Source organism: Hymenobacter persicinus, assembly GCF_004167665.1.
Classification (GTDB): domain Bacteria; phylum Bacteroidota; class Bacteroidia; order Cytophagales; family Hymenobacteraceae; genus Hymenobacter; species Hymenobacter persicinus.
On the sequence record NZ_SEWE01000013.1, the window covers coordinates 21224 to 43325 of the forward strand.

Sequence of the window (22102 nt, forward strand, 5' to 3'; positions counted from 1 at the left end):
CGTTGCTCCGGCCCCACTCACCCAAAAGCCCCTGTGCCTTCTTGGCGCAGGGGCTTTTGGATTAAGCCCCGCCCGGTCACTGCCAACCGCGCAGGTCGTTAGAGTTGCATGCTTGCAAAAGCCCGAGCATCTTTAAGACCGATACTGCACCCGGCGCTTTGGGTCCTTGGCGCCGCATTTTCCTTCACCGCGTAAACAGGCTTACCCCATGAAAAAAGTAACGGGCATCGGCGGGATATTCTTCAAGTGTGCCGATCCGCAGGCCATGAATGAGTGGTACGCCACGAATCTGGGCCTGACAACCAGTGAATACGGCACCACCTTCGAGTGGCAGTCGGCTGATAATCCGCAGCAGAAGGGCTCCACCTCCTGGTGCACGTTTGCCCAGGACACGCCTTATTTCGCGCCCTCCACCAAGCCCTTTATGATCAACTACCGGGTGGACGATATCGTGGCCCTGGTGGCGGAGCTAAAGAAAAACAACGTGACGGTGGTCGACGAAATAGCCGAGTACGACTACGGCAAGTTCGTCCACATCCTCGACCCGGAGGGCAACATCCTGGAGCTCTGGGAGCCCGCCTAAAGCCAGTCGATGATTTTCACTGTCGAAAACCGCCGTTTTGAAATCCTGCATGCTACTGATATGCCCGCGCGGGACGGATTAGCCTGGGAATTGTGGGAGCATACCAATCAGGCCCGCACGATGCTCGTAGAGATATTCCGTCACGACGACCTGAAACGAATTGACTTCCGGACTTTCGACACGTTGAATATCCCCTACGCCGCCCTAGAGGCAATTCTATACGATTTCAATACAACCGGCGGTAAGGAGTTTATGAATATCCCCCTAGATGGAGCGTAGCTTCTCTTCGCTCTGGTCGTAATCCTCGAAAAGCCCCCGCTCCCACCGCCGGGGCTTTTTTCGTACCTTCGCTACCCCAAATTCCACCCTACTACCCCGCGCTATGTCAGTAGCTCCCGCAGCTCCCTATAAGCCGAAAAACCACATCCGCATCGTCACCGCCGCCGCTTTGTTCGATGGCCACGATGCCGCCATCAACATCATGCGCCGCATCATCCAGAGCAGCGGCGCCGAGGTTATCCACCTGGGCCACAACCGCTCGGTGCAGGAAATCGTGGACTGCGCCATCCAGGAAGACGCCCAGGCCATTGCCATTACCTCCTACCAGGGCGGCCACAACGAGTACTTCAAGTACATGCACGACCTGCTCAAGGAGCGGGGCGCCGGCCACATTCGCCTGTTCGGCGGCGGGGGCGGCGTGATTCTGCCCACCGAAATCGAGGACCTGCACGCCTACGGCATCGAGCAGATCTACTCCCCCGACGCCGGCCGGGCCATGGGCCTGCAGGGCATGATCAACGATTTGCTCCAGCGCTGCGACTTCCCCACCGGCCAGCACCTGAACGGCGAGGTGAAGCACCTCAAGGAAAAAGACGCCCGCAGCATCGGCCGCCTGATTTCGGCCGCCGAAAACTTCCCCGAGGAGTTTGAGAAGGTGCGCCAGGCATTAGTTGCTAGTTATCAGTTGTCAGTTGTTAGTGAAAACGGCAATCAACAGAACAACCTGACAACTGACAACCAAAAACTAACAACTAAAACCCCGATCCTTGGCATCACCGGCACCGGCGGGGCGGGTAAGTCGAGCCTGGTGGATGAGCTGGTGCGGCGCTTCCTGCTGGACTTTCCGGAGAAGACCATTGCCATCATCTCCGTGGACCCCAGCAAGCGCAAAACCGGCGGGGCCCTTTTAGGTGACCGGATCCGGATGAATTCCATCAACTCGCCGCGGGTGTACATGCGCAGCCTGGCCACCCGCCAGAGCAACCTGGCTTTGAGCAAGTACGTGCAGGACGCGGTGGACGTGGTGCGGGCCGCCGAGTTTGACCTGATCATCCTCGAAACCTCCGGCATCGGGCAGAGTGACACCGAAATCATCGAGCACTCCGACGCCAGCCTCTACGTGATGACGCCCGAGTACGGGGCCGCCACCCAGCTGGAGAAAATCGACATGCTCGACTTCGCCGACGTCATTGCCCTCAACAAGTTCGACAAGCGCGGCGCCCTCGACGCCCTGCGCGACGTGCGCAAGCAGTACCAGCGCAACCACGGTCACTGGGACAAGCCCCTCGATGACATGCCCGTGTTCGGCACCATCGCCAGCCAGTTCAACGACCCGGGCATGAACCGCCTGTACCGCGCCATCCTTTCCACCGTAGAAGCTAAGACCGGGGTGCCCTTCGCCTCCCACCTGGCCACCAGCCAGGAGGACTCGGAGAAGATCTACATCATTCCGCCCCACCGCACCCGTTACCTTTCCGAAATCGCCGAAACCAACCGCCAGTATGACCAGTGGGTTCTTAAACAAGCTGACACCGCTCAGCAGCTCTACGGAATCCGACAAGCCGTCGGAGCCGTCCAAAGTATCGGCAACGCCGCTGGCGGACCTGGCGCCGGGCACGGCAGCAGTGGACCCGACGCCGGAAGTCTCGTGGCCGGCCTGGAGAGGACCTTCGAGGAGGTCAAACTCCGCCTGGACGGGCAGAACTGGAAGCTCCTGGAAACCTGGCCGCAAAAGGTAGCCGCCTATAAAGCTCCGGAGTTCGTCTTCAAGGTGCGCGACAAGGAAATCCGCATCCAGACCCACACCACCAGCCTCTCGAACCAGCAGATCCCCAAAGTCAGCCTGCCGCGCTACACGGCCTGGGGTGACCTTTTGCGCTGGCAGCTCCAGGAAAACGTGCCCGGCGAATTCCCCTACACGGCCGGCGTGTTCCCCTTCAAGCGCGAGGGCGAAGACCCGACCCGCATGTTTGCCGGCGAAGGCGGCCCCGAGCGCACCAACCGCCGCTTCCACTACGTGAGCATGGGCCTGCCCGCCAAGCGCCTGTCCACGGCCTTCGACTCGGTGACGCTCTACGGCGAAGACCCCGACCTGCGGCCCGACATCTACGGCAAAATCGGCAACGCCGGCGTCAGCATCGCCTGCCTGGATGATGCCAAGAAGCTCTACTCGGGCTTCAACCTGGCCAACCCCAGCACTTCGGTGTCGATGACCATCAACGGCCCCGCCGCCACGCTGGCCGCCTTCTTCATGAACGCCGCCATCGACCAGCAGTGCGAGCTGTATATTAAAGAGCAGGGCATCGAGGCCGACGTCGACGCCAAGATCAACCAGCTTTACGCCGACAAGGGCCTGGAGCGCCCCCGCTACCAGGGCGAGCTGCCCGCCGGCAACGACGGCCTGGGCCTGATGCTGCTCGGCGTCACCGGCGACCAGGTGCTGCCCGCCGACGTCTACGAAACCATCAAGAAGCGCACCCTCTCGCAGGTGCGCGGCACCGTGCAGGCCGACATCCTTAAGGAAGACCAGGCCCAGAACACCTGCATCTTCAGCACCGAGTTTGCCCTGCGCCTGATGGGCGACGTGCAGGAGTACTTTATCAAGGAGAAGGTCCGCAACTTCTACTCGGTGTCCATTTCCGGCTACCACATTGCCGAGGCCGGGGCCAACCCCCTCACCCAGCTGGCTCTCACGCTGTCCAACGGCTTTACCTTCGTGGAGTACTACGTGAGCCGGGGCATGAGCGTGAACGACTTCGCGCCCAACCTTTCGTTCTTCTTCTCCAACGGCATCGACCCCGAGTACGCCGTCATTGGCCGCGTAGCCCGCCGCATCTGGGCCAAGGCCATGAAGCTCAAGTACGGCGCCGACGCCCGGAGCCAGATGCTCAAGTACCACATCCAGACCAGCGGCCGGAGCCTGCACGCCCAGGAAATCGACTTCAACGATATCCGCACCACCCTGCAGGCCCTCTACGCCATCTACGACAACTGCAACTCCCTGCACACCAACGCCTACGACGAGGCCATTACCACGCCCACCGAGGAATCGGTGCGCCGGGCCATGGCCATCCAGCTCATCATCAACCGGGAGCTGGGCCTGGCCAAAAACGAAAACCCGCTCCAGGGCTCCTTCATCATCGAGGAGCTGACCGACCTGGTGGAAGAGGCCGTGCTGCTGGAGTTTGACCGCATCACCGAGCGGGGCGGCGTGCTGGGCGCCATGGAAACCATGTACCAGCGCGGCAAGATTCAGGAGGAAAGCATGCACTACGAGATGCTCAAGCACACGGGCGAGTATCCCATCATCGGCGTGAACACCTTCCTCTCCTCTAAAGGCTCGCCCACGGTGGTGCCCGCCGAGGTGATCCGGGCCACGGAAGAGGAAAAGCAGTACCAGATTGAGATGCTCCGCAACCTGCACGCCCGCAACGCCGACCAGACCGAAACCCGCCTCCGCCAGCTCCAGCAAGTCGCCATCCAGAACGGCAACCTCTTCGCCGAGCTGATGGAAACGGTGAAGTTCTGCTCCCTGGGGCAGATTACGAATGCGCTGTTTGAGGTGGGTGGGCAGTACCGCAGGAATATGTAATTCCTCTTTCCGACTGAGTTAAAAGGGCGCTACCTTGCTGAGGTAGCGCCCTTTTTGTATTCCAGAGCTTTTCATACATGATTCGAACCTATACTTCTTATGCATTGACAATAATTTCAGGCCTATTAGTCTATTTAATGTTTGCTGCTATGTCAGCAGTAGCCGCCGGTATTACATGAATACCGATTGTTAGCTTTGTAGGAAGCATACTGCATATTGGAATAAGCAGTTGGTTGTTTTTAATATTTCCTAAATCAGGAAAAGTAGTTGCCATAGCCACAGCAATTATCATGTGCGTATGGCCGGCATATGCTTGTATTTGGTGTGCCATGGATAATGATTTTGCTACTGATCTACTTTCCTTCTTACCCATTTTTATTAATGGCTTACTAATACGAAACCACCTCAAGTCATTTCATATCGAAAAGCGCCTTTCCACAAGAATCCAGGTATTCCTTTCAGCTATGCCAATAGTTTTCTTGGGATATATGATGTACTACTACATCGTTTATTCGCTTAACTAAGGCAAACCACAAAGCCCCACGCTAAATAATCCGGCCGGCGTTCTGTTGAGCAGTACCGCCGGATGTAGAGACGCATATTTGCGTCTCAATCGTTGCTAATGTTATTTACCATGAACAAACCCAGGCGTTATCGTTCAACGAGGAGACGCAAATATGCGTCTCTACATCGTTCAGGTTATCCAATTATCGAATTATGGCTACCGAATTATACCACGACAAATACCGGGTGGCCTCGGCCCGGCTACGGGGCTACGACTACGGGCAGAACGGGGCCTACTTCGTGACCATCTGCACCCAGTACCGCACCCGCTACTTCGGCGACATCGTCGTGCCCGACCACGACTGGGATCAGGCCACCCTGCACCCCACGCCCGTGGCTGCGCTGGTTACCGCCGCCTGGCTCCAGATTCCCGCTCGCTTTCCCTTCGTCGGGCTGGATGCCTTCGTGCTCATGCCCGACCACCTGCACGGTCTGCTGCTGTTCGACAAACCCACCGAACCCACCCCACCCCTGCACTATGAAAACTGCTTCACGCCCCAGCGCGACAACCTGGCCGCCATCCTGCGCGGCTTCAAAGCCGGCACCGCCACCCAGGCCCGCCGCGCCAACCTGCCCCTTGCCTGGCAGCCCCGCTACCACGACCGGATCGTGCGCAGCGCCAAAGAGCTGGACAAAATCCGCCACTATATCCTCACCAACCCCGTCCGCTGGCAGCACGAGCAAACCGCCGAGGAAGGCCTGTTCCGTTAGAACGATGTAGAGACGCATACTTGCGTCTCCTCGTTGAACGACTCGCCCTCACGGACCCAGGATAAACAACGATTGAGACGCAAATATGTGTCTCTAAAGCCCGTACTGGCACACCCGCGCCGGCAACATGGTGTCTACCCTCATCCTCCCCAGAACTTTCATCCCCGCCCCTGGTTAGGACCCTACTCCCAACAACCCACCAACAAAATCCCGATGAAATCTACCCTTATCCTCGCGGCGGCCCTGACTACATTTGCCACGTCGGCGCCGGCCCAAACTGCCCCCCGCGCCGCCGCCGACCAGATTGCCACCAAGCAAGGCCCGCTCACGGTGCAGCCCATCACCCACGGCAGCGTGGTGCTGACCTGGAACGGCAAGACCATCTACGTGGACCCCTACGGCGGAGCCGCCGCCTACGCCGGCCTGGCCGCCCCCGATGTGGTCCTGATTACCGACATTCACCCCGACCACCTCGACCCGCAAACCCTCGCGGGCCTCGCCGTGGGCAAGGCCCTGATGATCGTGCCCCAGGCGGTGGCCGAGAAGCTGCCCGCCGAGTACAAAGGCCGGGTGCGCGTGCTGCGTAACGGGCAGAAGCTCGACACGCTGGGCATGAGCGTAGCGGCCATTCCGATGTACAACCTGCCCGAAGCCCCCGACGCCATGCACACCAAAGGCCGGGGCAACGGCTACGTGCTGGGCCTGGGTGGCAAGAACGTGTACCTGTCCGGCGACACCGAAGACACGCCCGAGATGCGCGCCCTCAAGAACATTGACGTGGCCTTCGTGTGCATGAACCTGCCCTATACCATGGACGTGAACCAAGCCGCCCAAGGCGTGCTGGCCTTCAAGCCCGGCATCGTGTATCCGTACCACTACCGGGGCCAGAACGGTCTGAGCGACGTGGACAGCTTCAAGAAAACCGTGAATGCGGCCAACAAGAAGATTGACGTGCGGCTGCGCAACTGGTACCCGGAGGCTAAGTAGGTTACTACCATCCTTACCCAAGCTGACCCGCGTGTAGGCGCCGCTATAACCCTTGCCCAACCTTGAGGCAGAGGTTGTTCTTCCGTAGCCGCAGCGCGACAACCCCGAATCAACGCCGCCCGGAGAAATCCAGGCGGCGTTGTCATTCCAACGGGAAGCCTCGTCTCCTGGCCTGAACCCGCACTCGTTGCGCGGCGCTGAACTCGCGCCGGTTGGGCGGCTACGTATCGGCTTTCTGCTCGGCCCAGCGCACCGTATCCCGCAGCCATTCCTCGTAGAGGCGGGCGCTGCCCTGGCTCAGGTTGCGGGGCAGCTCGCGCAGGGCGGCTTCGGCCTGGGTGCGGGCCCGCGCGGCATCTCCCTCCAGGCGGGCCAGGGCGGCTTCCACCCGAAACGGCTGCTCGGCCGGGGTGTGGGCGTTGATGACGGCCCGGGCCTGATACGCGCGGGCGGCTTTGGCATCGTGCTCGTAGGCGGCACTGAAAAACGCGGCTTCCAGCCAGCCACTGGCCTGCAGCGCGGCCGGCTGCTGCTCCAGGTGCTCCCGGTAGTGAGCCAACTGCCGCCCGGCTTCTTCCGGGTCGCCGGCGTCGAGGTGGTGCAGGTAGAGGTAGTAGGCCACGTAGGCGTTGAACGGATGCTGGACCGGAAGCGCGGCGGCAGCTTCGAGGGCCGGACGGCTTAGCTCCCGGGGGCGCACCCCGGCCATGCTGCGAACGGTAGCCGTGAGCATGGCCACTTCCAGCTCCTGCTTTGGTCCCCGCCGGCTTAGGTTGAGCAGGCGCATTCCGTCGCTGGCAAAGCCCCCGGCCTGAAACGGCAGCAACGTCACGACAAACAGCAGCAGCGAAATACCCCCGCTCAGGGCTAACGCCCCGGCGGGCACCGTGCTTTGCATGGGCGGCGGCAGCTGGCTAAACACTCCCAGCGCCAGCGCGGTCCACCCCAGGCTGCCCAGCGGACCACCCGCCGTAAACACCCGAAACCGCTCCCGCAGCCGCACATCGTCGGGCGGCACGCTCAGGGCCAGGCCGCCAGCGGTGTTCAGGTTGCGGTTCCACTCGAAGCCCAGGTGCCCGGTGGACTGGCGGCGCCACATCAGGGGGCCCACCGTCAGCCAGTGCAGCCGAAATCCCTGCAGGCGTCCGGCCAGGGCGTGCCCCAGCTCGTGCAGCCCCACCGCCACCAGCCAGGCCACCGGCAGCAGGGCCAGCAGCCCCAGCAGCTGAGGTTTCCCCCAATGGGCCGTCCCCGAGGATTTCAGGCCGTGCCGAGCGCCCCAGAACCCGACCACCCCGCCGAGGGCCCCCAAGGCCAGGCCCAGCAACAGCGGCTTTAGCTTCTTCATAGCAGAACAGTCAGCTGGAAATTCCGTGCATAAATGCCCCTTCCGGCGGCAGTCCAAATATAGCAGCCTCGTCCCGCGTACAGCGCCGGGACCACCTAGGTTCGGCTCGCGCTAGGCCGCCCGGCTTCACTATTATTCACCCACCGGAGCTCTTTTCCAGCGGATTCGCCAACACGACCACCCAGCGGCACAAAAACGGCACAACCATCGGGCGCATCATCTACCGTATAGCGCGGCCCAAAGCCAGGTGTTACTTCCCGGCAGCGACGACGGAATGTATCTCCTGAACGGCGGCGCTGTTATCCCGCTCAAAACGGCCCTGCAGGGTGGCAACAATGGCAGCACCCAGGGCTACGGAGCCACCCACGCTTCAGCAGATTTACCAGCGGCAGCGTTTGCCCGGCCTTCTCCCCAGCCCGGTGTATACTGCCCACGGGCGCGGATATAGCAGGACTAGGCAATGCGCTTTTCAGGCCGGGCTTTCCAGTCACACGCCTGCTATATTGCTCCGGCGTCTGCTCTGGATTTTGGTTTCTTAGCTTGCATCCCGCCGGCTCACTATTTCTGTCTATGCCTCCCCTTTCTACGGATTCTACCACCCGCTACGCCGAGTTGGATGGATTGCGCTTTCTGGCTAGCTTGGCCGTGGTGCTCCTGCATTTCACCTACAGTATGCCGCGGGTAGCCCACATTGGCCCGGATTTTCCGCTGCTCGGGAGCATTTTTCGTTACGGCTACCTGGGCGTCAACCTGTTTTTTATGATCAGCGGCTTTGTGGTGCTGCGCTCGGCGCGTCGCAAGTCGCTCCCGCAGTTCATCATCGGACGCATTGCCCGCCTCTACCCCGTCTATTGGCTTAGCTGTGGGCTGACCTTCCTGGGCTTGTATTTCAGCGGGAGTCAGGTGGCCGGGCCGGTTTCCTGGCGGCAGCTGCTGTTCAATCTGACTATGCTGCACGAGTTTTTCGGCCAGCCTTCCCTCAATGGGGTGTACTGGTCGCTTACCTACGAGCTCACGTTTTGCTTCCTGGTGGCCCTGCTTATCGGCTGCCGGCTCTGGCACCTGCTTTTCCCGATTATCCTGGGGTGGCTGGCCTACACGCTGGTGGCGGGGCCGCTGCCGGTCAGCCACTTGTTCAGCTACGTATTCATCCCTAAGCACAGCGCGTATTTCCTGGCGGGCATGTTGTTCTACGTGCTTCAGACCCGCCAGCACAGTGTCTGGCAGGTGTACGCAGCCCTGTGTCTGGCCTTGGCCTTGGCCCTGCGTAGCGACCGGGCCGAGCGGCAATGGGCTCAGCAGCTCTACCACGACGCCCCGCTCAACGCCTGGGTGGCGGCCGGGCTTATCGGCCTGTTTTTTCTGGCTTTCTACCTGATTTTTGGGGCCCAGTGGCGCCTGCCGGCCCAGCCGGTCTGGAGCTGGCTGGGGCGCCTTACCTACCCGCTCTACCTGCTGCATGGCCTGGGAGCCGTTTTACTGGGCCCGCTTAACGGCAAAGTCAACAGCTACCTTCTCCTCGGCGCCGCCCTCATCATAGTACTACTAGTGGCATGGGCCGCCCATGTCTTCGTAGAGCAACCCTTGGGTCGGCGGCTGGGCCAGGGGCTTACCCATTGGCAAGCCCGGCGCAAAGCCGCTGCCCGCTTGCCCGTCCAGGTCTGAGTTGTGGAGGTCGGGGCCAGGGTGGGCCAAATTGCCTAGCTTTACCCCATGCGCATTGCTTTCTATCGGTGGAAAAACAGCCTGCTAGCATTGCTGGCGTCCCTGGCCGCCTGCTCTTCCCCCGACCAGCCCGCCAGCGCCCCCACCCAAGACCCCAAAACCGGCGAAGTCTATACCCCGCGCCGCGTCGTCGTTGCGGACTCCCTGATCCGGGGCCGCCTGCTCGACCGCAACGACTCGGTGCTGGTGGACACCCGCCGGCAGTACCTGCTCAAGCTGCCCCGCCGCGGCCCGCTCGACACCCTGGCCCTGGGCCAGCTGCTGGGCTGGGACTCCACCACCGTGCGCCGCCGCATCCAGGAGGCCCTGCCGTACCCGGGTGCCTACGGCGTAGCGGTGCAGCTGCGCCTTTTGAAAAAGGAAGCCGAGCGCATCCGCCGCGACAGCAGCGCCACGGTGCCCCGCCTCACCCTGACTGAACGCTATCAGCGCACCTACACCACGCCCGCCGGGGCCCCGGTGCTGGGCTACCGCTACGCCGAGGCCCAGGCCTTCTTCGGCCAGGCCCGCCGCACCCGCCGGGGACGCTTTTACCGCCTGCGCAACGGCGGAGTCGAAACCTACTACAACGGCCTGCTCGCCGGTCACCACGGCTACTTGCACCCCTTGCTCGACAAACAGGGCCGGCAGCACGGCACCTGGGCCAAGGACACTGCCTTCCAGCAGGGTCAGGACCTGCACCTGACCCTCGACGCCAAGCTCCAGGCCTACGCCGAAAAGCTGCTCGGGGGCCGCAGGGGCTACCTCGTGGCCCTCGACCCGCGCACCGGCGAAATCCTGGCCTACGTGTCGGCGCCGGTGTACCCCACGGCCACGCTTACCGCCCCCGACCAGGCCGGGGTGCGGGCCGAGCTGCTGGAGCACGAGGACATGCCCCTGCTCAACCGCCCCGCCATGCTGGCCAACCCGCCCGGCTCGGTGTTTAAGCTCGTCAATGCCGCCGTGGCCTTGCAGATGCGCGCCATTACCCCCGGCTCGGCCTTCCGCTGCGACCAGTCATTGGTCAGCTGCGTGCACCACCACAAGCCGGCCAACAGCCTGTCCCTGGGCCTGAAGTACAGCTGCAACCCCTACTTCTACCAGGTGATGCAGAGCCTGATCAACTGCGTGCCCGACTCTCTGAGCCAGGATACGGTAGCGGCCCGCCACGCCAACCTGACCCAGTGGCGGCGCTACGCCCGCTCCTTCGGCCTCGACTCGGTGCTGGGCGTCGACGTGCCCCGGGAAGTGCCCGGCTTTCTGCCCACGGCGGCCTATTACGATAAGGCCCGCCACACCCGGCGCTGGACTTACCGCTCCATTTATTCGCTCAGCCTCGGCCAGGGCGAAATCAACCTCACGGGCCTGCAGATGGCCAACCTGGCCGCCATTATTGCCAACCGCGGCTGGTACTACCCGCCCCACCTGGTGCGCGGCATCGGCGCCAATGGCCCTTTGCCGCGCTTTCGGGTGAAGCACCACACGCTCATCGACAGCGCCCACTTCGAGGCCCTGATTCCCGGGATGGTGGCCGTGATGCAGAAGGGCGGCACCGCCGACGCCTCCAGCCTGGCCGACGTGGGCATCCGGGTGGCGGGCAAAACCGGCACCGTGCAAAACGACGAGGGCGACGACCACGCCGCCTTCGTGGGCTTTGCCCCCGCCGACCACCCCAAGATTGCCGTGGCCGTGTACCTCGAAAATGCCGGCTTCGGGGCCACCGCCGCCGCGCCCTGCGCCGTGATGGTGATGGAGAAATACCTGCGCGGCTCCATTGCCCCCAAGCGCAAGCGTTGGGAAAAGCGCATTCAGAACCGGGCCCGCCAGGAATAAGCGGCGCACGTCTCCCAGCCGAAAGTCAGCCGGCCGACCCTTACTTCCGCCCGCCGAGGCTGTTTTTTGGCGAGGACCAGAACCCTCAGCTTTTGCTCAATTGCTGAAGTCTCTCTTCAGCCCCACCTGGTTCAGGTCAGCACTGCACCAGTTCAGGTCGGAACCATGCTAATTGGCAAACGAGGTGAACTAGTTCAGGTCCGACCCGAACCGGTTCGGGTAAAAGGCGAACCAGTTTAGGTCCGACCCGAACTGGTTTAGCTCGGAACCGAACTCTATGGCGGCAAGGGTAAACTAGTTCAGCTCAGACCCAAACGGTCGGCGGCGAGGAAGCAAACCCGGGGCGGGGAGTAGGGCTAGCCACCGGGCGGCGCCAGAACCCCGTCGCCTGTCATTAATCTATATAGCTTTGCCACGATTTACTCCGCCGCTCCTCCGGCGGCGGGCCCACCCTTTTTCCTGCTCCCAAGATGCGCTTTCCCCGTCAGCTTGCCTGGTCTGCCCTTCCCCTCACGCTGTTGCTGGCCACGACCGGAGCGGCCCCCGCGCCTCCGGCGCCGGCCGTAGCCAACTTCACCCAGGGCGTTATCACCACCCGCGTCTCGTTGCCGGGCAACCCCTACGACAAGCTGCTCAGCCAGATTGACCCGGCTAAGGGCAACGTGCAGGCCCAGATGCAGCAGCTGGCCACCAGCCTTAGCCCCGCCGAGCAGCAGCAGTTGCAGGCCGCCGCTGCCAAGCTCAGCCCGGCCATGACCCTGGGGGCCCTGATGCTGCCGCGCAAGGGCACCATCTACTGCCGGGGCCAGGAAGCCCGCGCCACCACCGACGCGCTGACCTACCACCTGGAAAACTACTTCAACCAGGCCACCAACAAGGGCCTGCTGCTGATGGCCTCGCAGTCGGCGCCCCAGCGGGTGAACTACACCTACGACGCCGCCTCGGTGAAGAAAACCTGGCAGAGCATCGTCGTGACGGCCCAGGACTACACCGCTAAAACGTATCCCGAAACGGTGGCCGTGGCCGGCTACCCCAGTCAGAAAACCACCTATACCCTGAAGCCCGGGGCTTCGGAAGCGGCTCCGGCCGGCCCCGGCCAGCTGCCCAACAAGCCCGTGGCCCTCGACGTGTGGACCTCGGCCCAGATTCCGCAGAGCCTCAACTTTGCCCATCCCGTGTACGTGGCTGAAGCGCACGGCATCACCCGCCTGGTGGTGTACTTCGACAAGGAGCGTCAGCAGCGCATGGTCTACGAATTTGCCAGCGTGCAGTCCAAACCCGTCACCGACCAGGACCTGCAAATCAAGACCACGGCCCCGGTGCTGGATTACGCCAAGGACGAGATGCAGGTCGGCATGCAGATGCTGGGCGTGATGATGGGCGGCCCGGCCCGCCAGCCCGCCACCGACGAGTAAGCCCTGCCGGCCGGCCCTAAGGCCCCCTACACCCACGCCGCCCGGAGCAATCCGGGCGGCGTTTTGGTGGGCCAGGCCCGGTACCGGCCTCAGGCCATGCTCCGAAGCCACTGATTCTAGTAGTACCTTCCCGCATGCTCACTGACTCCCTGCGCCTGCTTTTCCGCCGCGACCTGGACCGCCTGGCCCAGGAGCTGGCGCTGTACCAACGCGAAGAAACCATTTGGGTAGTGGCCGACGGCATTGCCAACTCGTCCGGCAACCTGAGCCTGCACCTGGTGGGCAACCTGAACACCTACATCGGGGCCGCGCTGGGCGGCGTGCCCTACACCCGCCACCGCGACCTGGAATTTTCCCGCAAGCACGTTCCCCGCGCTGAGTTGCTAGCCCAGATTGAGGCCACCAGCCGCGTGGTCGACCAGACCCTGAGCCGACTGCCCGCCGAAGTGCTGGCCGGGCAATATCCGCTGCGGGTGTTTGAGGAGCCCATGACGACGGAGTATTTCCTGGTGCACCTGGTCACTCACCTGGCCTACCACCTCGGGCAGGTCAACTACCACCGGCGCCTGCTGGCGGCCTGAGCCCGGGGGGTTATGGCAATAATTTCGCGGCCGGCGTAAAGCATTTGGCTCCGGTAGCCGTCAGCCGTTGCAGATCCACCTAATCCGCTTTCCATGTCCACCATCACCATCGCCCAACACTCCGCCCATCCGCTCACCGTTTCCCGCCTCGGCTACGGCACCATGCGCCTCACCGGCCCCGACATCTGGGGTGAGCCCGCCAACCGCCCCGAGGCCCTGCAGATTCTGCGCACGGCCGTTGAGCAGGGCGTCAACTTTATCGACACGGCCGACTACTACGGCGAGGACGTCACCAACCGGCTGATCCGCGAGGCCCTGCATCCCTACTCCTCCGACCTGGTTATCTGCACCAAGGTGGGCGCCACCCGCCGGCCCGATAAAAGCTGGGTGCCCTACAACCGCCCCGAAAACCTGCGCGCCAGCATCGACAACAACCTGCGCACGCTCCGGCAGGAGCAAATTCAGCTCGTGCACCTGCGCCTCATCGGCCACGGCGACGTGCCGTTTGACGAGCAGCTCGGCGCCATGTTTGAGCTCCAGCAGGAAGGCAAGATTCAGCACGTGGGCCTGAGCAACGTGAGCCGGGAGCAGGCGGAGGCCGGGCTGAAGATGGGTTCCATTGCCACAATCGAGAATATGTACGGGCACGGACAGCGCACCACTCTTCGCACCCCGCACGGCGACAACCAGGGTGGCGAAGAGGTGCTCGACTTCTGCGAGCAGCACAGCATTCCGCTGATTCCTTACTTCTCGCTGGTCAACTCCCTGCCCAAGGCCGACTCCCAGGTGGCCGAAGTAGCCCGCCGCCACCATGCCACCGAGGCCCAGATCAACCTGGCCTGGCTGCTGCACAAGTCGCCCTGGATTCTGCCCATTCCCGGCACGTCGAAGCTGGCTCACCTGCGCGAAAACCTGCAGGCCGCCGCTATTCAGCTCTCCGCCGACGACCTGGCTTTTCTGGGCTAATGGCGTGGACGTGTGGGCGGGCTTACAGGTCGCGCCAGAGCCGCAGGCGCAGGCCGGTGGAAGCCGGCGCCGCTCCCGGCAGCAGGGTCGTGACCAGGTCGGCGCGCAGGTGCAGGGCCAGCAGGTCGCGCTGCAGGCCGGCGCCCACCTCCGCGTAGTGGCCCAGCGCCGGGGTGTGCAGGTAGTGCACCGAGCCGATTTCCTGAAGCTTGAGCCCCCGCAGCCCCGGCACTTGGCTGAGCAGTGCGCCCTTGAAAAAGTGCTGGTAGTGCGTTTCCACGAAGGCGCGCCGGGTGCTGTAGGCGTAGTAGTCGAGCAGCTGGAAGCGGCCGAAGTCGGAGGCCAGCGCGGTTTGGTTGCCGGCAAAGTGGCGGTAGTCCATAAACTCCAGGCGGGGGGTGCCCACGAAGCCCCCCGCCGTGGCCGATACCTGCCCGACGCCCAGCCGGCCCAGCGTCTGGGTGTGGTCGAGGCCGGCCGTGAGCAGGGTGTAGCGCACATCGGCGCCGAGTAAGCCGCCCACCGCCTGCTTCACGCCCAGGCGCACGAGCGGAAAGCGGGAGCCCAGCATAACGGTGCGGTCGGGCCGGCTGAGGTAGTGCTGGCCGGGTTTCCAGGCCAGCTCCACCGCCACGGTCAGAGCCTGGCTGCGCGGGGCGGCAAGGCCCGCCTCCACGCCCACCGGCTCGTTGGACGTAAAGCCCACACCGGGCCGGTCGATGAGCAGGGCCGTGGTGTGGTTGACGAGCAGCTGCCGGTCGGCCCAGCCCAGGCGGCTTTGCAGGCGCAGCCCCGGGGTCAGGTCGCGGCCGAAGCTCAGCGTGAGCTCGTCGAGCTGGTAAAGCTTGGCCAGGTTCTGGTTGCGGTAGAGCGTGTAGAGGGTGTTGTGCAGGGGCGTGAGTTGGGTTCGGTCGTTGAAGTCCACGATGCGGCGGCCCGCTCCCGCACTCACCACGGCGCGCTGCCGGGGCGCAAATTCGTAGGCGGCCGCCAGGTGGGGGCTCAGCAGCCGGGCCGCCGCCCCGTAGCGCAGTTGCGGGGTCAGCACCAGGGCGCGGCCGGCGGCCAGGGTTTGCTGGTACGTGCCCCGCAGGTCCACTACCGCGCCCTCCACCGTGTTGTAGGCCACACTTTCGCCCAGGGGCGCCAGCTGCAGGCGGCGCTGCCGGAAGGAATTCTCGCGGCGGTAGCCGGTCAGCAGCACCGCGCTGGGCCGGAAGCGGTTCTGCCGGCGGTCCACCGAGTCCAGGTAGGCCCGGGTGCTGTGGCGGACCTCCACACTGTCGCGCTGCCGGTAGTCGCGCTGCTCGTCCAGCGTCAGGGGCACGGGCCGGATATCGTCCCAGTAGGCGGCGCTGCGGGTGTTGGCCCCGGCTTCGAGGCGCAGCACTTCGCCGGGGCGCAGCGCATTGGTGTCGGCCGGGCTCTGCGTCGCCTGCCGCCGGGCCCGCCGGGACAGGTCCCGCAGGTCGGGGGCCTGGGGCTTGACGTCCTGCACCGTTTCGCGCCGGGCCGGCAGCAGCGCGGCGGCCAGCGGGTCGGGGCGGTTTTCGGCCGGGCGGACGGCGTAGGTGGGCACCACGCGCCGGTAGTTCAGATACACAAGTTGGCTGGTACCCGCTCCCTTGATGCCCATAAACGAAAAGGTGAACCGCATTTTCTGCGTTTGCAGCACCCACACGTCTCCCGAGCCGGGCGGAGCGGGCCCAAACTGCTGCTCCACGCTCAGGCTTTCGAAGCCATCCTTGAGCAGGGCCGGCCCCACCGTCAGCTGCACGCTGTGCAGGCGCCAGGATCCTTCCACCAGGTAGATAAAGCCGTGGTAAGCCGGGGCCTGGGGCCGGCGCGGGCTCACTTTGATCTGGTGGAGCGTGAGGCCGTCCTGCTGAGTGGTGCCCACCAGTTCGTAGGTGTAGTAGCGCAGGGCGCCGTCGGCAATAGGCGACACCAGGGCCTGGGTCACGATGTTGACGCGCTGCTGGTTGCGGTAAATCAAAAACTGGTTGGCGGCCCGGCCGCTGCCGAAGTCCTTGCTGCGCCCGCTCACCCGCGTCGACAGCACCCGTTCCTGCACCGGGCCGGGCTGGCGGAAGCTGAGCTCGGTTACGGTTTCCTCGAGGTGCAATACCTTGGGGTTGGTGCCCGGCTCGGCCGGCGGCAGGCGCAGGCCCAGCAGCTTACCCGGAATTTCATCCAACCCGAACACGCTCTTCAGGTACGAGCGGGCCTGGTAGGCGGCCACCTCCCGCTCGTGGTAGGGCCGCCAGTTGATGGCATGCTGCACCAGGGCGTAGGCCGGGTCCTGGTCGGTGGCGCGCACCACCACCCCCCGGAGCTGGACGCTGAGCGGCTCCAGCGTCACGTTGACCACCACGACGGAGTCGCCGGCCGGCACCTGCACCAGGGCCGTGCGCAGGCCGTAGCCCACGTACTGCACCACCAGCTCGTGCCGGCCCTGGGGCAGCCGCAGTTGGTAGTAGCCTTCCTCGTTGGTGGCCGCGCTCAGGGCGCTGCCGCGCACGGCCACGTTGGCATAGCCCAGGGCCGCCCCCTGACCGTCCTGCACGCGGCCCCGCACCACCCCGGCCCAGCCGGGCAGACTCAGCGTCCAGAAAAAGCAGAAGAGAACGAGCAGGCGACGCGGGCAAAGCAGCATGAGGCAGTGGGGTTAGACTAAGGCAAACCTAGCCGTCCGCCCGGCCGCGTCGTCGCTTTTTCAACCAACCCGGCGTCGGCCGCGGCCAACGGCCTGCTCCCGGCCACCATCCCCCCCTGCTACCGGCTCCGGGCCGGTGCGCCGGCGTTGGGGGCGGGCACCGGGGAGTTGGGCGGTGTCCGGGGCCCGTTGGTTGAAAAAGCGTCGGCACAGCGCGCAGCGGGTGGTACTTTTAAGCTCTCATCCGGCGGCTTCCCTGCTTATGCTCCCTTCCCTTTCCGCGTTATCCGGCTCCGGCTCCACCCCGCCCGCCCAGCCCTGGCTGCCGCGCCCGGTCGTGGCCCAGCCCATTCCGCTCACGGTGCACCTGCTGCTGTGGGGCCTGATGCTGCTCAGCAACGCGCTGTACTGGCTCCTGGCCCGGCGTCACGTGGCCTGGACCTGGCCCCTGGCCGCCACCGACACCTTATTGACCTGTGGGGCCTACGCCACCCTGTTTTACGTCAACTGGCATTTTATCGTGCCGCGCTACCTGCCCCGCACGCCCACCACCCGATTTCTGGCCGCCCTGCTGCTGGCCCTGGCCGTCACGTTTCTGGTGCGCATCGCCAGCCACGCGCTGCTGGGCTTCACGCCCCCGCCGCCCCCGGATCTGCCCGTCGGCGGGGGCACGGCCTGGCACCTGGGCTACTACCTGGGCCGCACGGCCAACCTGGCGGGCGGGGGCATTGCCGTAACTACCCTGCTGGTATTGCTGCTGAGTTTTTACCTGCGCCTGACCACCGACTACCAACACGAGCAGCGCCGGCGCCAAGAGGAAAACCAGCGCCGGGAGGAGCTCGAAAAGCAGCATCTGGCCGCCGAGCTGAGTTTGCTCAAGGCCCAGATCAACCCGCACTTTCTGTTCAATACCCTGAACAATATCTACTCCCTGACCAGCGTGGAATCGGCGGAGGCCCCCGCGGCGGTGGCCGTACTCCAGCTGGCCGAGCTGATGCGCTACCTGCTGTATGAGTCGGCCGCCGACCACGTGCCGCTGGAAAAGGAAATATCCCATTTGCAGAGCTTTCTGAGTTTGCAGCGCCTGCGCCTGCCCGCCACCGCCGCCGACTGCCTGCGCTTCGACATCCTGGCCGACGAGCAGCAGGCCGCGCAGTATCCCGTGGCGCCCATGCTGCTGCTGCCCCTGGTGGAAAATGCCTTCAAGCACGGTGACCTGCGCGCCCGTCCCCACGCCGTCAGCCTCACGCTGACGCTGGAAGCCAACCAGCTCACGTTTTCGGTGCGCAACGACGTGCTGCGCGCCGTGCAGCCCCGCCCGGCCGGACCCGGGGGCGTGGGCTTGGCCAACCTGCGCCGCCGCCTGCAGCTGCTCTACCCCGGCCAGCACGCCCTGCGCCTCGACGAATCGGCCACCCATTACCACATTACGCTTACCTTGGCGGCTCCGGCCGCGTAGTCGGGTCCCGTTATTTCCCGCCATGGACAGCTTTTCCCCCGCCCCCGGCAGCCTCACCTGCATCATCGTCGACGATGAGCCTTTAGCCACGGCCGTGCTCCAGCGCTACTGCGCCCAGCTGCCGGGGCTCCAGCTGGCGGGCATCTTCCACGACGCGCTGTCGGCCCTGGCGTTTTTGCAGACCACGCCCGTGGACCTGGTGTTTCTCGACATCGAAATGCCCGGCCTGACCGGCCTGCAGCTGGCCCGCATTCTGCCCGCCGGTCCGGGCCCACGCCTGATTCTGACTACCGCCTACGACCACTACGCCGTGCAGAGCTACGAGCTGGGCGTGGTTGATTACCTGCTCAAGCCCATCGGCTTTCCCCGGTTTGTGCAGGCCGTGACCCGGGCACAGACCAGCCCCGCTCCTACGGCCCCCGCGGCCCCGGTGCTCCCGCCGTCCGGGGCGGAACCGGCCGCCGGAGCCATGTTCGTCCGCAACGAGCACCGCCTGCAGCGCGTGGCCTTCGACGACATTCTGTTCATCGAGGGCATGAAGGAATACCTGATGCTGTACACCGCCGACGGGGGCAAGATTCTCACGTTGCAGTCGTTTCGGCGGGTAGAGCAGGTGCTGCCGCCCCAGCGCTTTGCCCGCATCCACAAGTCGTTTCTGGTGGCCCTGGACCGCATTGAGCACGTGGAGCGCAGCAAGGTGCAGGTGGCCGGCCGCCTGCTTCCCGTCGGCGACGCCTACCGCGACGCCTTTATGAGCCTGATCCGGGCCTATAATCTGCTGTAAGCACCAAGGTGGCCCTGCCAACATTCAGCTGGTTATTTATTCACCACAAAAAGCCCGTTCCTGCTGGCAGAAACGGGCTTTTTGTGCGCAACAACGGCGGCGCTTTACTTCGTCGGGGCAACGGCCGGGGCCGGCGTAGCCGCGGGAGCCGCAGGAGCAGCTTTCTGCCGACGGGCTTCCTCAGCCTCGTAAAAGGCCAGCTCCTGCCGGTAGGGTTCGTAGTTCCAGTCGCCGCGGACCTGGGCGGCTTTGGCGGCCGCGTCGCGGATGGCTTCAAACTGAGCCGTGGGCATAAACGACTCGGTGGCCGGCTTGCTCAGCAGCGCCGTGCGGGTGGTTTCGAGCGCCGCTTCCAGGGCCTGAATTTCTGCCCCGCCCCGGCCTTCAAACGTGGCCGGGTTCGTACGCTGCCGGATGATGCGCTTGCCCTGGTAGGCGTAGGGCCGCACCGTCACGCCGGGCGCTGCGGCCGCGGTGGCCGGGCCGGCGGCGTGGGCATTTTTCTTCGAACGCGCGGCCATTGAGGCAATGGCCACACCAGTGCGGGCCCCGCCCATCAGCAGCTGAAGCTGGGCCTGGGCCGCGTGCATGCCCATCACGAGCAATAGGGTAAACAAGTATTTCATAAAAAGATGAAATGAGGTAAGGAAAAGGATGAAACTAATCCTGCAAGCTACGCCAAAATCCGCCGGCTTTAGGGCCTTGGGGCCACCGCCCCAGATTACCCCAGGGTTATTTATGATGCTTGCATAACACTTTATCAAACTTTGCGTAGTATCTTTGCACCCAACAAGCTGAATTGCTTTTACATACCCCGTTTGCCATGAAAAAGACCACTGCTTTCTCCTCGTTGCTCTTCCTGGGCAGCCTCGGGTCGCTGGGCTACCTGACTGCTCAACTGCTGGACCTGAATCTGCACTTCGACCTGCGCGGCGAAGACCAGAGCTACTACTGCTAAATCAGCCGGATCCAGCCTCCGCCCCCACAGCTCCGCCCCGGCGGAGCTTTCTTGTTTTAGGGCCCCTAAAGAATCCGGGCGTCTGAATCAGGCGCTTAGCTCGACGACGCGAAAAAAACCACATCCATTCTCGGCTGTTTTCGGTACTTCACAGTTCGGCGGCCCGCGCGGGGCCGCGGTTTTTTCCCACCAGCTGTTGCCTCGGGCGGCGTACTCCCTACACCCCACCGCCCGGGCCGCAGCGACAAGTACGTAATTTATGAACCTGAGCAGCCTCAAAGAGCAGATCAGCTACATCATCGGGCGCGACCTGGCCCGCAACTTTGCCCAGCAGGGCCTCGACCTGGACGTGGACGTGCTGGCCGCCAGCATGAAGGAAGGCCTCAGCGGCCAGCCCAGCCGCCTGACCCAGGACCAGATGCGCGAAGCCATGGAGCAGCTGCAAGCCCAAATGGGCGGCCCCGAAGACGATGACGACACCCCCAACTCCGCAGATATGAGCAACAACAAGCAGGCCGGCGAAGACTTCCTGGCCGAAAACAAGAACAAGGCCGGCGTGCACACCCTGCCCAGCGGCCTGCAGTACGAAGTACTGACCGAAGGCAACGGCCCCAAGCCCGGCCCGAGCAGCTCGGTCACGACTCACTACCACGGCACGTTGCTCAACGGCACGGTGTTCGACAGCAGCTACCAGCGCGGCCAGCCCGCCACGTTCGGCGTCAACCAGGTTATTGCCGGCTGGACAGAAGCCCTGCAGCTGATGCCAGAAGGCTCGAAGTGGCGCCTGTACATTCCCTCGGACATGGCCTACGGCAAGCGCGGCGCCGGCCGCGACATCGGGCCCGACTCGGCCCTGATTTTCGACGTGGAGCTGCTGAAAGTAAATAACTGAAGTAGCCCGAACCCAACGGCTTCCGCCGTAGCTAGTGCCGCCCGGCCCCGCTGGGTGCGCACCGCTACGGCGGAACCTGTGTTCGGCCCTTCCACACCCATGACCATCCCGCCCCTGCCGCCTGCTGAGCTGCCCCCGGACCGGCCCACTCCCCCGGAGCCGACTGCACCGCTGTGGGTCCCCGGTCCCCCACCCGTGGCTACTGCCGCTCCGCTGCCCACCCTGCGCAGCGAAGATGGCCGCCTGGTGCTGACCGGGGAGCGGCTGGAAGTACAGGGTCAGGTGTTCTCGCTGCTGGAGCTCGAAGGCGTGGAGCTGACGCCGGTGCGCTGGCTGCTGTGGCTGTTGCTGGGCGGTTTCACCCTGGCGGGCTTCCTGCTCGGATTTCTGCAAAACTGGCTGCGCACCAGTCCGGCCATGCTGGGCATCACGGCCGGAGCGCTGCTGCTAGCCTACGGTAGCCGGGGCACCAACCGCCTGCGGCTGTTTCGCCTGGGCCGGGAAGCCGTGTTTTTTTCCCTGCCGGGTTCCCCTGAACCCTGGTACAAGCTCACGGCCGAGGTCAACCGCCGCATTCGGCAGCGCCACGACGAAGCCGCCGCCGCCGCGGCCGCCCTGCTGGCCTGGCAGGCGGAGCAGGATGCCTTCCAACAGGCCCAGGCGGCGGCCGCAGCCGACGAGTCGCCTTTGCCGTAACCTCTGCCAGGTACCGGACGAAGCACCGCACCAGCGGTTCATCTTTCGTTCAGCCCGTTTGCGCTACCTTTGGCCGCTTTTAAAAACGCGCCTG

At 64.2% G+C, this 22102-nt stretch carries 19 protein-coding genes; 15 read left to right on the plus strand and 4 right to left on the minus strand.

Going from position 1 to position 22102, the window contains the following annotated elements:
* Positions 1-208 precede the first annotated feature (208 nt).
* From EWM57_RS08210 to EWM57_RS08220, 3 genes are all read left to right on the plus strand, one after another.
* Entirely contained in the window at positions 209-583 is a 375-nt protein-coding gene (locus EWM57_RS08210) for a VOC family protein (RefSeq protein WP_129920658.1), read from the plus strand.
* A gap of 9 nt (positions 584-592) precedes the next feature.
* Positions 593-862: a hypothetical protein gene (locus tag EWM57_RS08215; RefSeq protein ID WP_129920659.1), complete on the plus strand. Its 270-nt coding sequence runs from the start codon at positions 593-595 to the stop codon at positions 860-862.
* 103 nt (positions 863-965) lie between these two features.
* Positions 966-4454 (plus strand): methylmalonyl-CoA mutase family protein, encoded by a 3489-nt coding sequence (locus EWM57_RS08220; protein WP_129920660.1) that lies wholly within the window; start codon positions 966-968, stop codon positions 4452-4454.
* Positions 4455-4584: 130 nt separating this feature from the next.
* On the opposite strand, the gene EWM57_RS08225 is transcribed toward EWM57_RS08220, so the two are convergent.
* Positions 4585-4827 (minus strand): hypothetical protein, encoded by a 243-nt coding sequence (locus EWM57_RS08225; RefSeq protein WP_129920661.1) that lies wholly within the window; start codon positions 4825-4827, stop codon positions 4585-4587.
* Positions 4828-5171: 344 nt separating this feature from the next.
* Between EWM57_RS08225 and EWM57_RS08230 the strand changes: the two genes are divergently transcribed.
* Both EWM57_RS08230 and EWM57_RS08235 read left to right on the plus strand, forming a co-directional pair.
* Entirely contained in the window at positions 5172-5729 is a 558-nt protein-coding gene (locus EWM57_RS08230; RefSeq protein WP_129920662.1) for a transposase, read from the plus strand.
* A 213-nt stretch (positions 5730-5942) separates the two neighbouring features.
* Positions 5943-6716 carry an MBL fold metallo-hydrolase gene (locus tag EWM57_RS08235; protein ID WP_129920663.1) on the plus strand — a complete coding sequence of 258 codons (774 nt, stop codon included), beginning with the start codon at positions 5943-5945 and terminating at the stop codon, positions 6714-6716.
* A gap of 220 nt (positions 6717-6936) precedes the next feature.
* On the opposite strand, the gene EWM57_RS08240 is transcribed toward EWM57_RS08235, so the two are convergent.
* On the minus strand, positions 6937-8064 hold the full coding sequence (locus EWM57_RS08240; protein ID WP_129920664.1) for a M50 family metallopeptidase: 1128 nt from the start codon (positions 8062-8064) through the stop codon (positions 6937-6939).
* A gap of 570 nt (positions 8065-8634) precedes the next feature.
* Here EWM57_RS08240 and EWM57_RS08245 point away from each other — a divergent pair.
* The 5 genes from EWM57_RS08245 to EWM57_RS08265 all read left to right on the plus strand — a co-directional run bounded on the left by EWM57_RS08245 (position 8635) and on the right by EWM57_RS08265 (position 14563).
* Positions 8635-9729, plus strand: coding sequence for an acyltransferase family protein (locus tag EWM57_RS08245; protein ID WP_129920665.1), 1095 nt, complete (start codon positions 8635-8637; stop codon positions 9727-9729).
* A gap of 48 nt (positions 9730-9777) precedes the next feature.
* Positions 9778-11601 (plus strand): peptidoglycan D,D-transpeptidase FtsI family protein, encoded by a 1824-nt coding sequence (locus EWM57_RS08250; RefSeq protein WP_129920666.1) that lies wholly within the window; start codon positions 9778-9780, stop codon positions 11599-11601.
* 470 nt (positions 11602-12071) lie between these two features.
* A complete protein-coding gene (locus tag EWM57_RS08255) occupies positions 12072-13016 on the plus strand; it encodes a hypothetical protein (protein WP_129920667.1) in 945 nt (314 codons plus the stop codon).
* Between the two features lie 134 nt (positions 13017-13150).
* The gene (locus EWM57_RS08260; protein ID WP_129920668.1) at positions 13151-13597 is read left to right on the plus strand and encodes a DUF1572 family protein; all 447 of its coding nucleotides are present in this window, start codon (positions 13151-13153) and stop codon (positions 13595-13597) included.
* Between the two features lie 93 nt (positions 13598-13690).
* Positions 13691-14563 (plus strand): aldo/keto reductase, encoded by an 873-nt coding sequence (locus EWM57_RS08265; RefSeq protein WP_129920669.1) that lies wholly within the window; start codon positions 13691-13693, stop codon positions 14561-14563.
* 22 nt (positions 14564-14585) lie between these two features.
* On the opposite strand, the gene EWM57_RS08270 is transcribed toward EWM57_RS08265, so the two are convergent.
* Positions 14586-17219, minus strand: a complete 2634-nt coding sequence (locus tag EWM57_RS08270) for a DUF5686 and carboxypeptidase regulatory-like domain-containing protein (RefSeq protein ID WP_129920670.1) — start codon at positions 17217-17219, stop codon at positions 14586-14588.
* A gap of 262 nt (positions 17220-17481) precedes the next feature.
* On the opposite strand from EWM57_RS08270, the gene EWM57_RS08275 reads away from it, so the two are divergent.
* Together EWM57_RS08275 and EWM57_RS08280 are read left to right on the plus strand one after the other, a co-directional pair.
* Entirely contained in the window at positions 17482-18678 is a 1197-nt protein-coding gene (locus EWM57_RS08275; RefSeq protein ID WP_129920671.1) for a sensor histidine kinase, read from the plus strand.
* Between the two features lie 22 nt (positions 18679-18700).
* On the plus strand, positions 18701-19462 hold the full coding sequence (locus EWM57_RS08280) for a LytR/AlgR family response regulator transcription factor (protein WP_129920672.1): 762 nt from the start codon (positions 18701-18703) through the stop codon (positions 19460-19462).
* A 104-nt stretch (positions 19463-19566) separates the two neighbouring features.
* Here EWM57_RS08280 and EWM57_RS08285 read toward each other — a convergent pair whose 3' ends face one another.
* Complete coding sequence (locus EWM57_RS08285; RefSeq protein ID WP_129920673.1) at positions 19567-20088, minus strand: hypothetical protein; 522 nt, start codon at positions 20086-20088, stop codon at positions 19567-19569.
* A gap of 197 nt (positions 20089-20285) precedes the next feature.
* On the opposite strand from EWM57_RS08285, the gene EWM57_RS21775 reads away from it, so the two are divergent.
* The 3 genes from EWM57_RS21775 (at position 20286) to EWM57_RS08295 (ending at position 22008) form a co-directional block, all read left to right on the plus strand.
* Entirely contained in the window at positions 20286-20420 is a 135-nt protein-coding gene (locus EWM57_RS21775; RefSeq protein WP_262708237.1) for a hypothetical protein, read from the plus strand.
* A gap of 259 nt (positions 20421-20679) precedes the next feature.
* Positions 20680-21312, plus strand: coding sequence for an FKBP-type peptidyl-prolyl cis-trans isomerase (locus tag EWM57_RS08290; RefSeq protein ID WP_129920674.1), 633 nt, complete (start codon positions 20680-20682; stop codon positions 21310-21312).
* Between the two features lie 99 nt (positions 21313-21411).
* Positions 21412-22008 (plus strand): hypothetical protein, encoded by a 597-nt coding sequence (locus EWM57_RS08295; RefSeq protein ID WP_129920675.1) that lies wholly within the window; start codon positions 21412-21414, stop codon positions 22006-22008.
* Positions 22009-22102 lie beyond the last annotated feature (94 nt).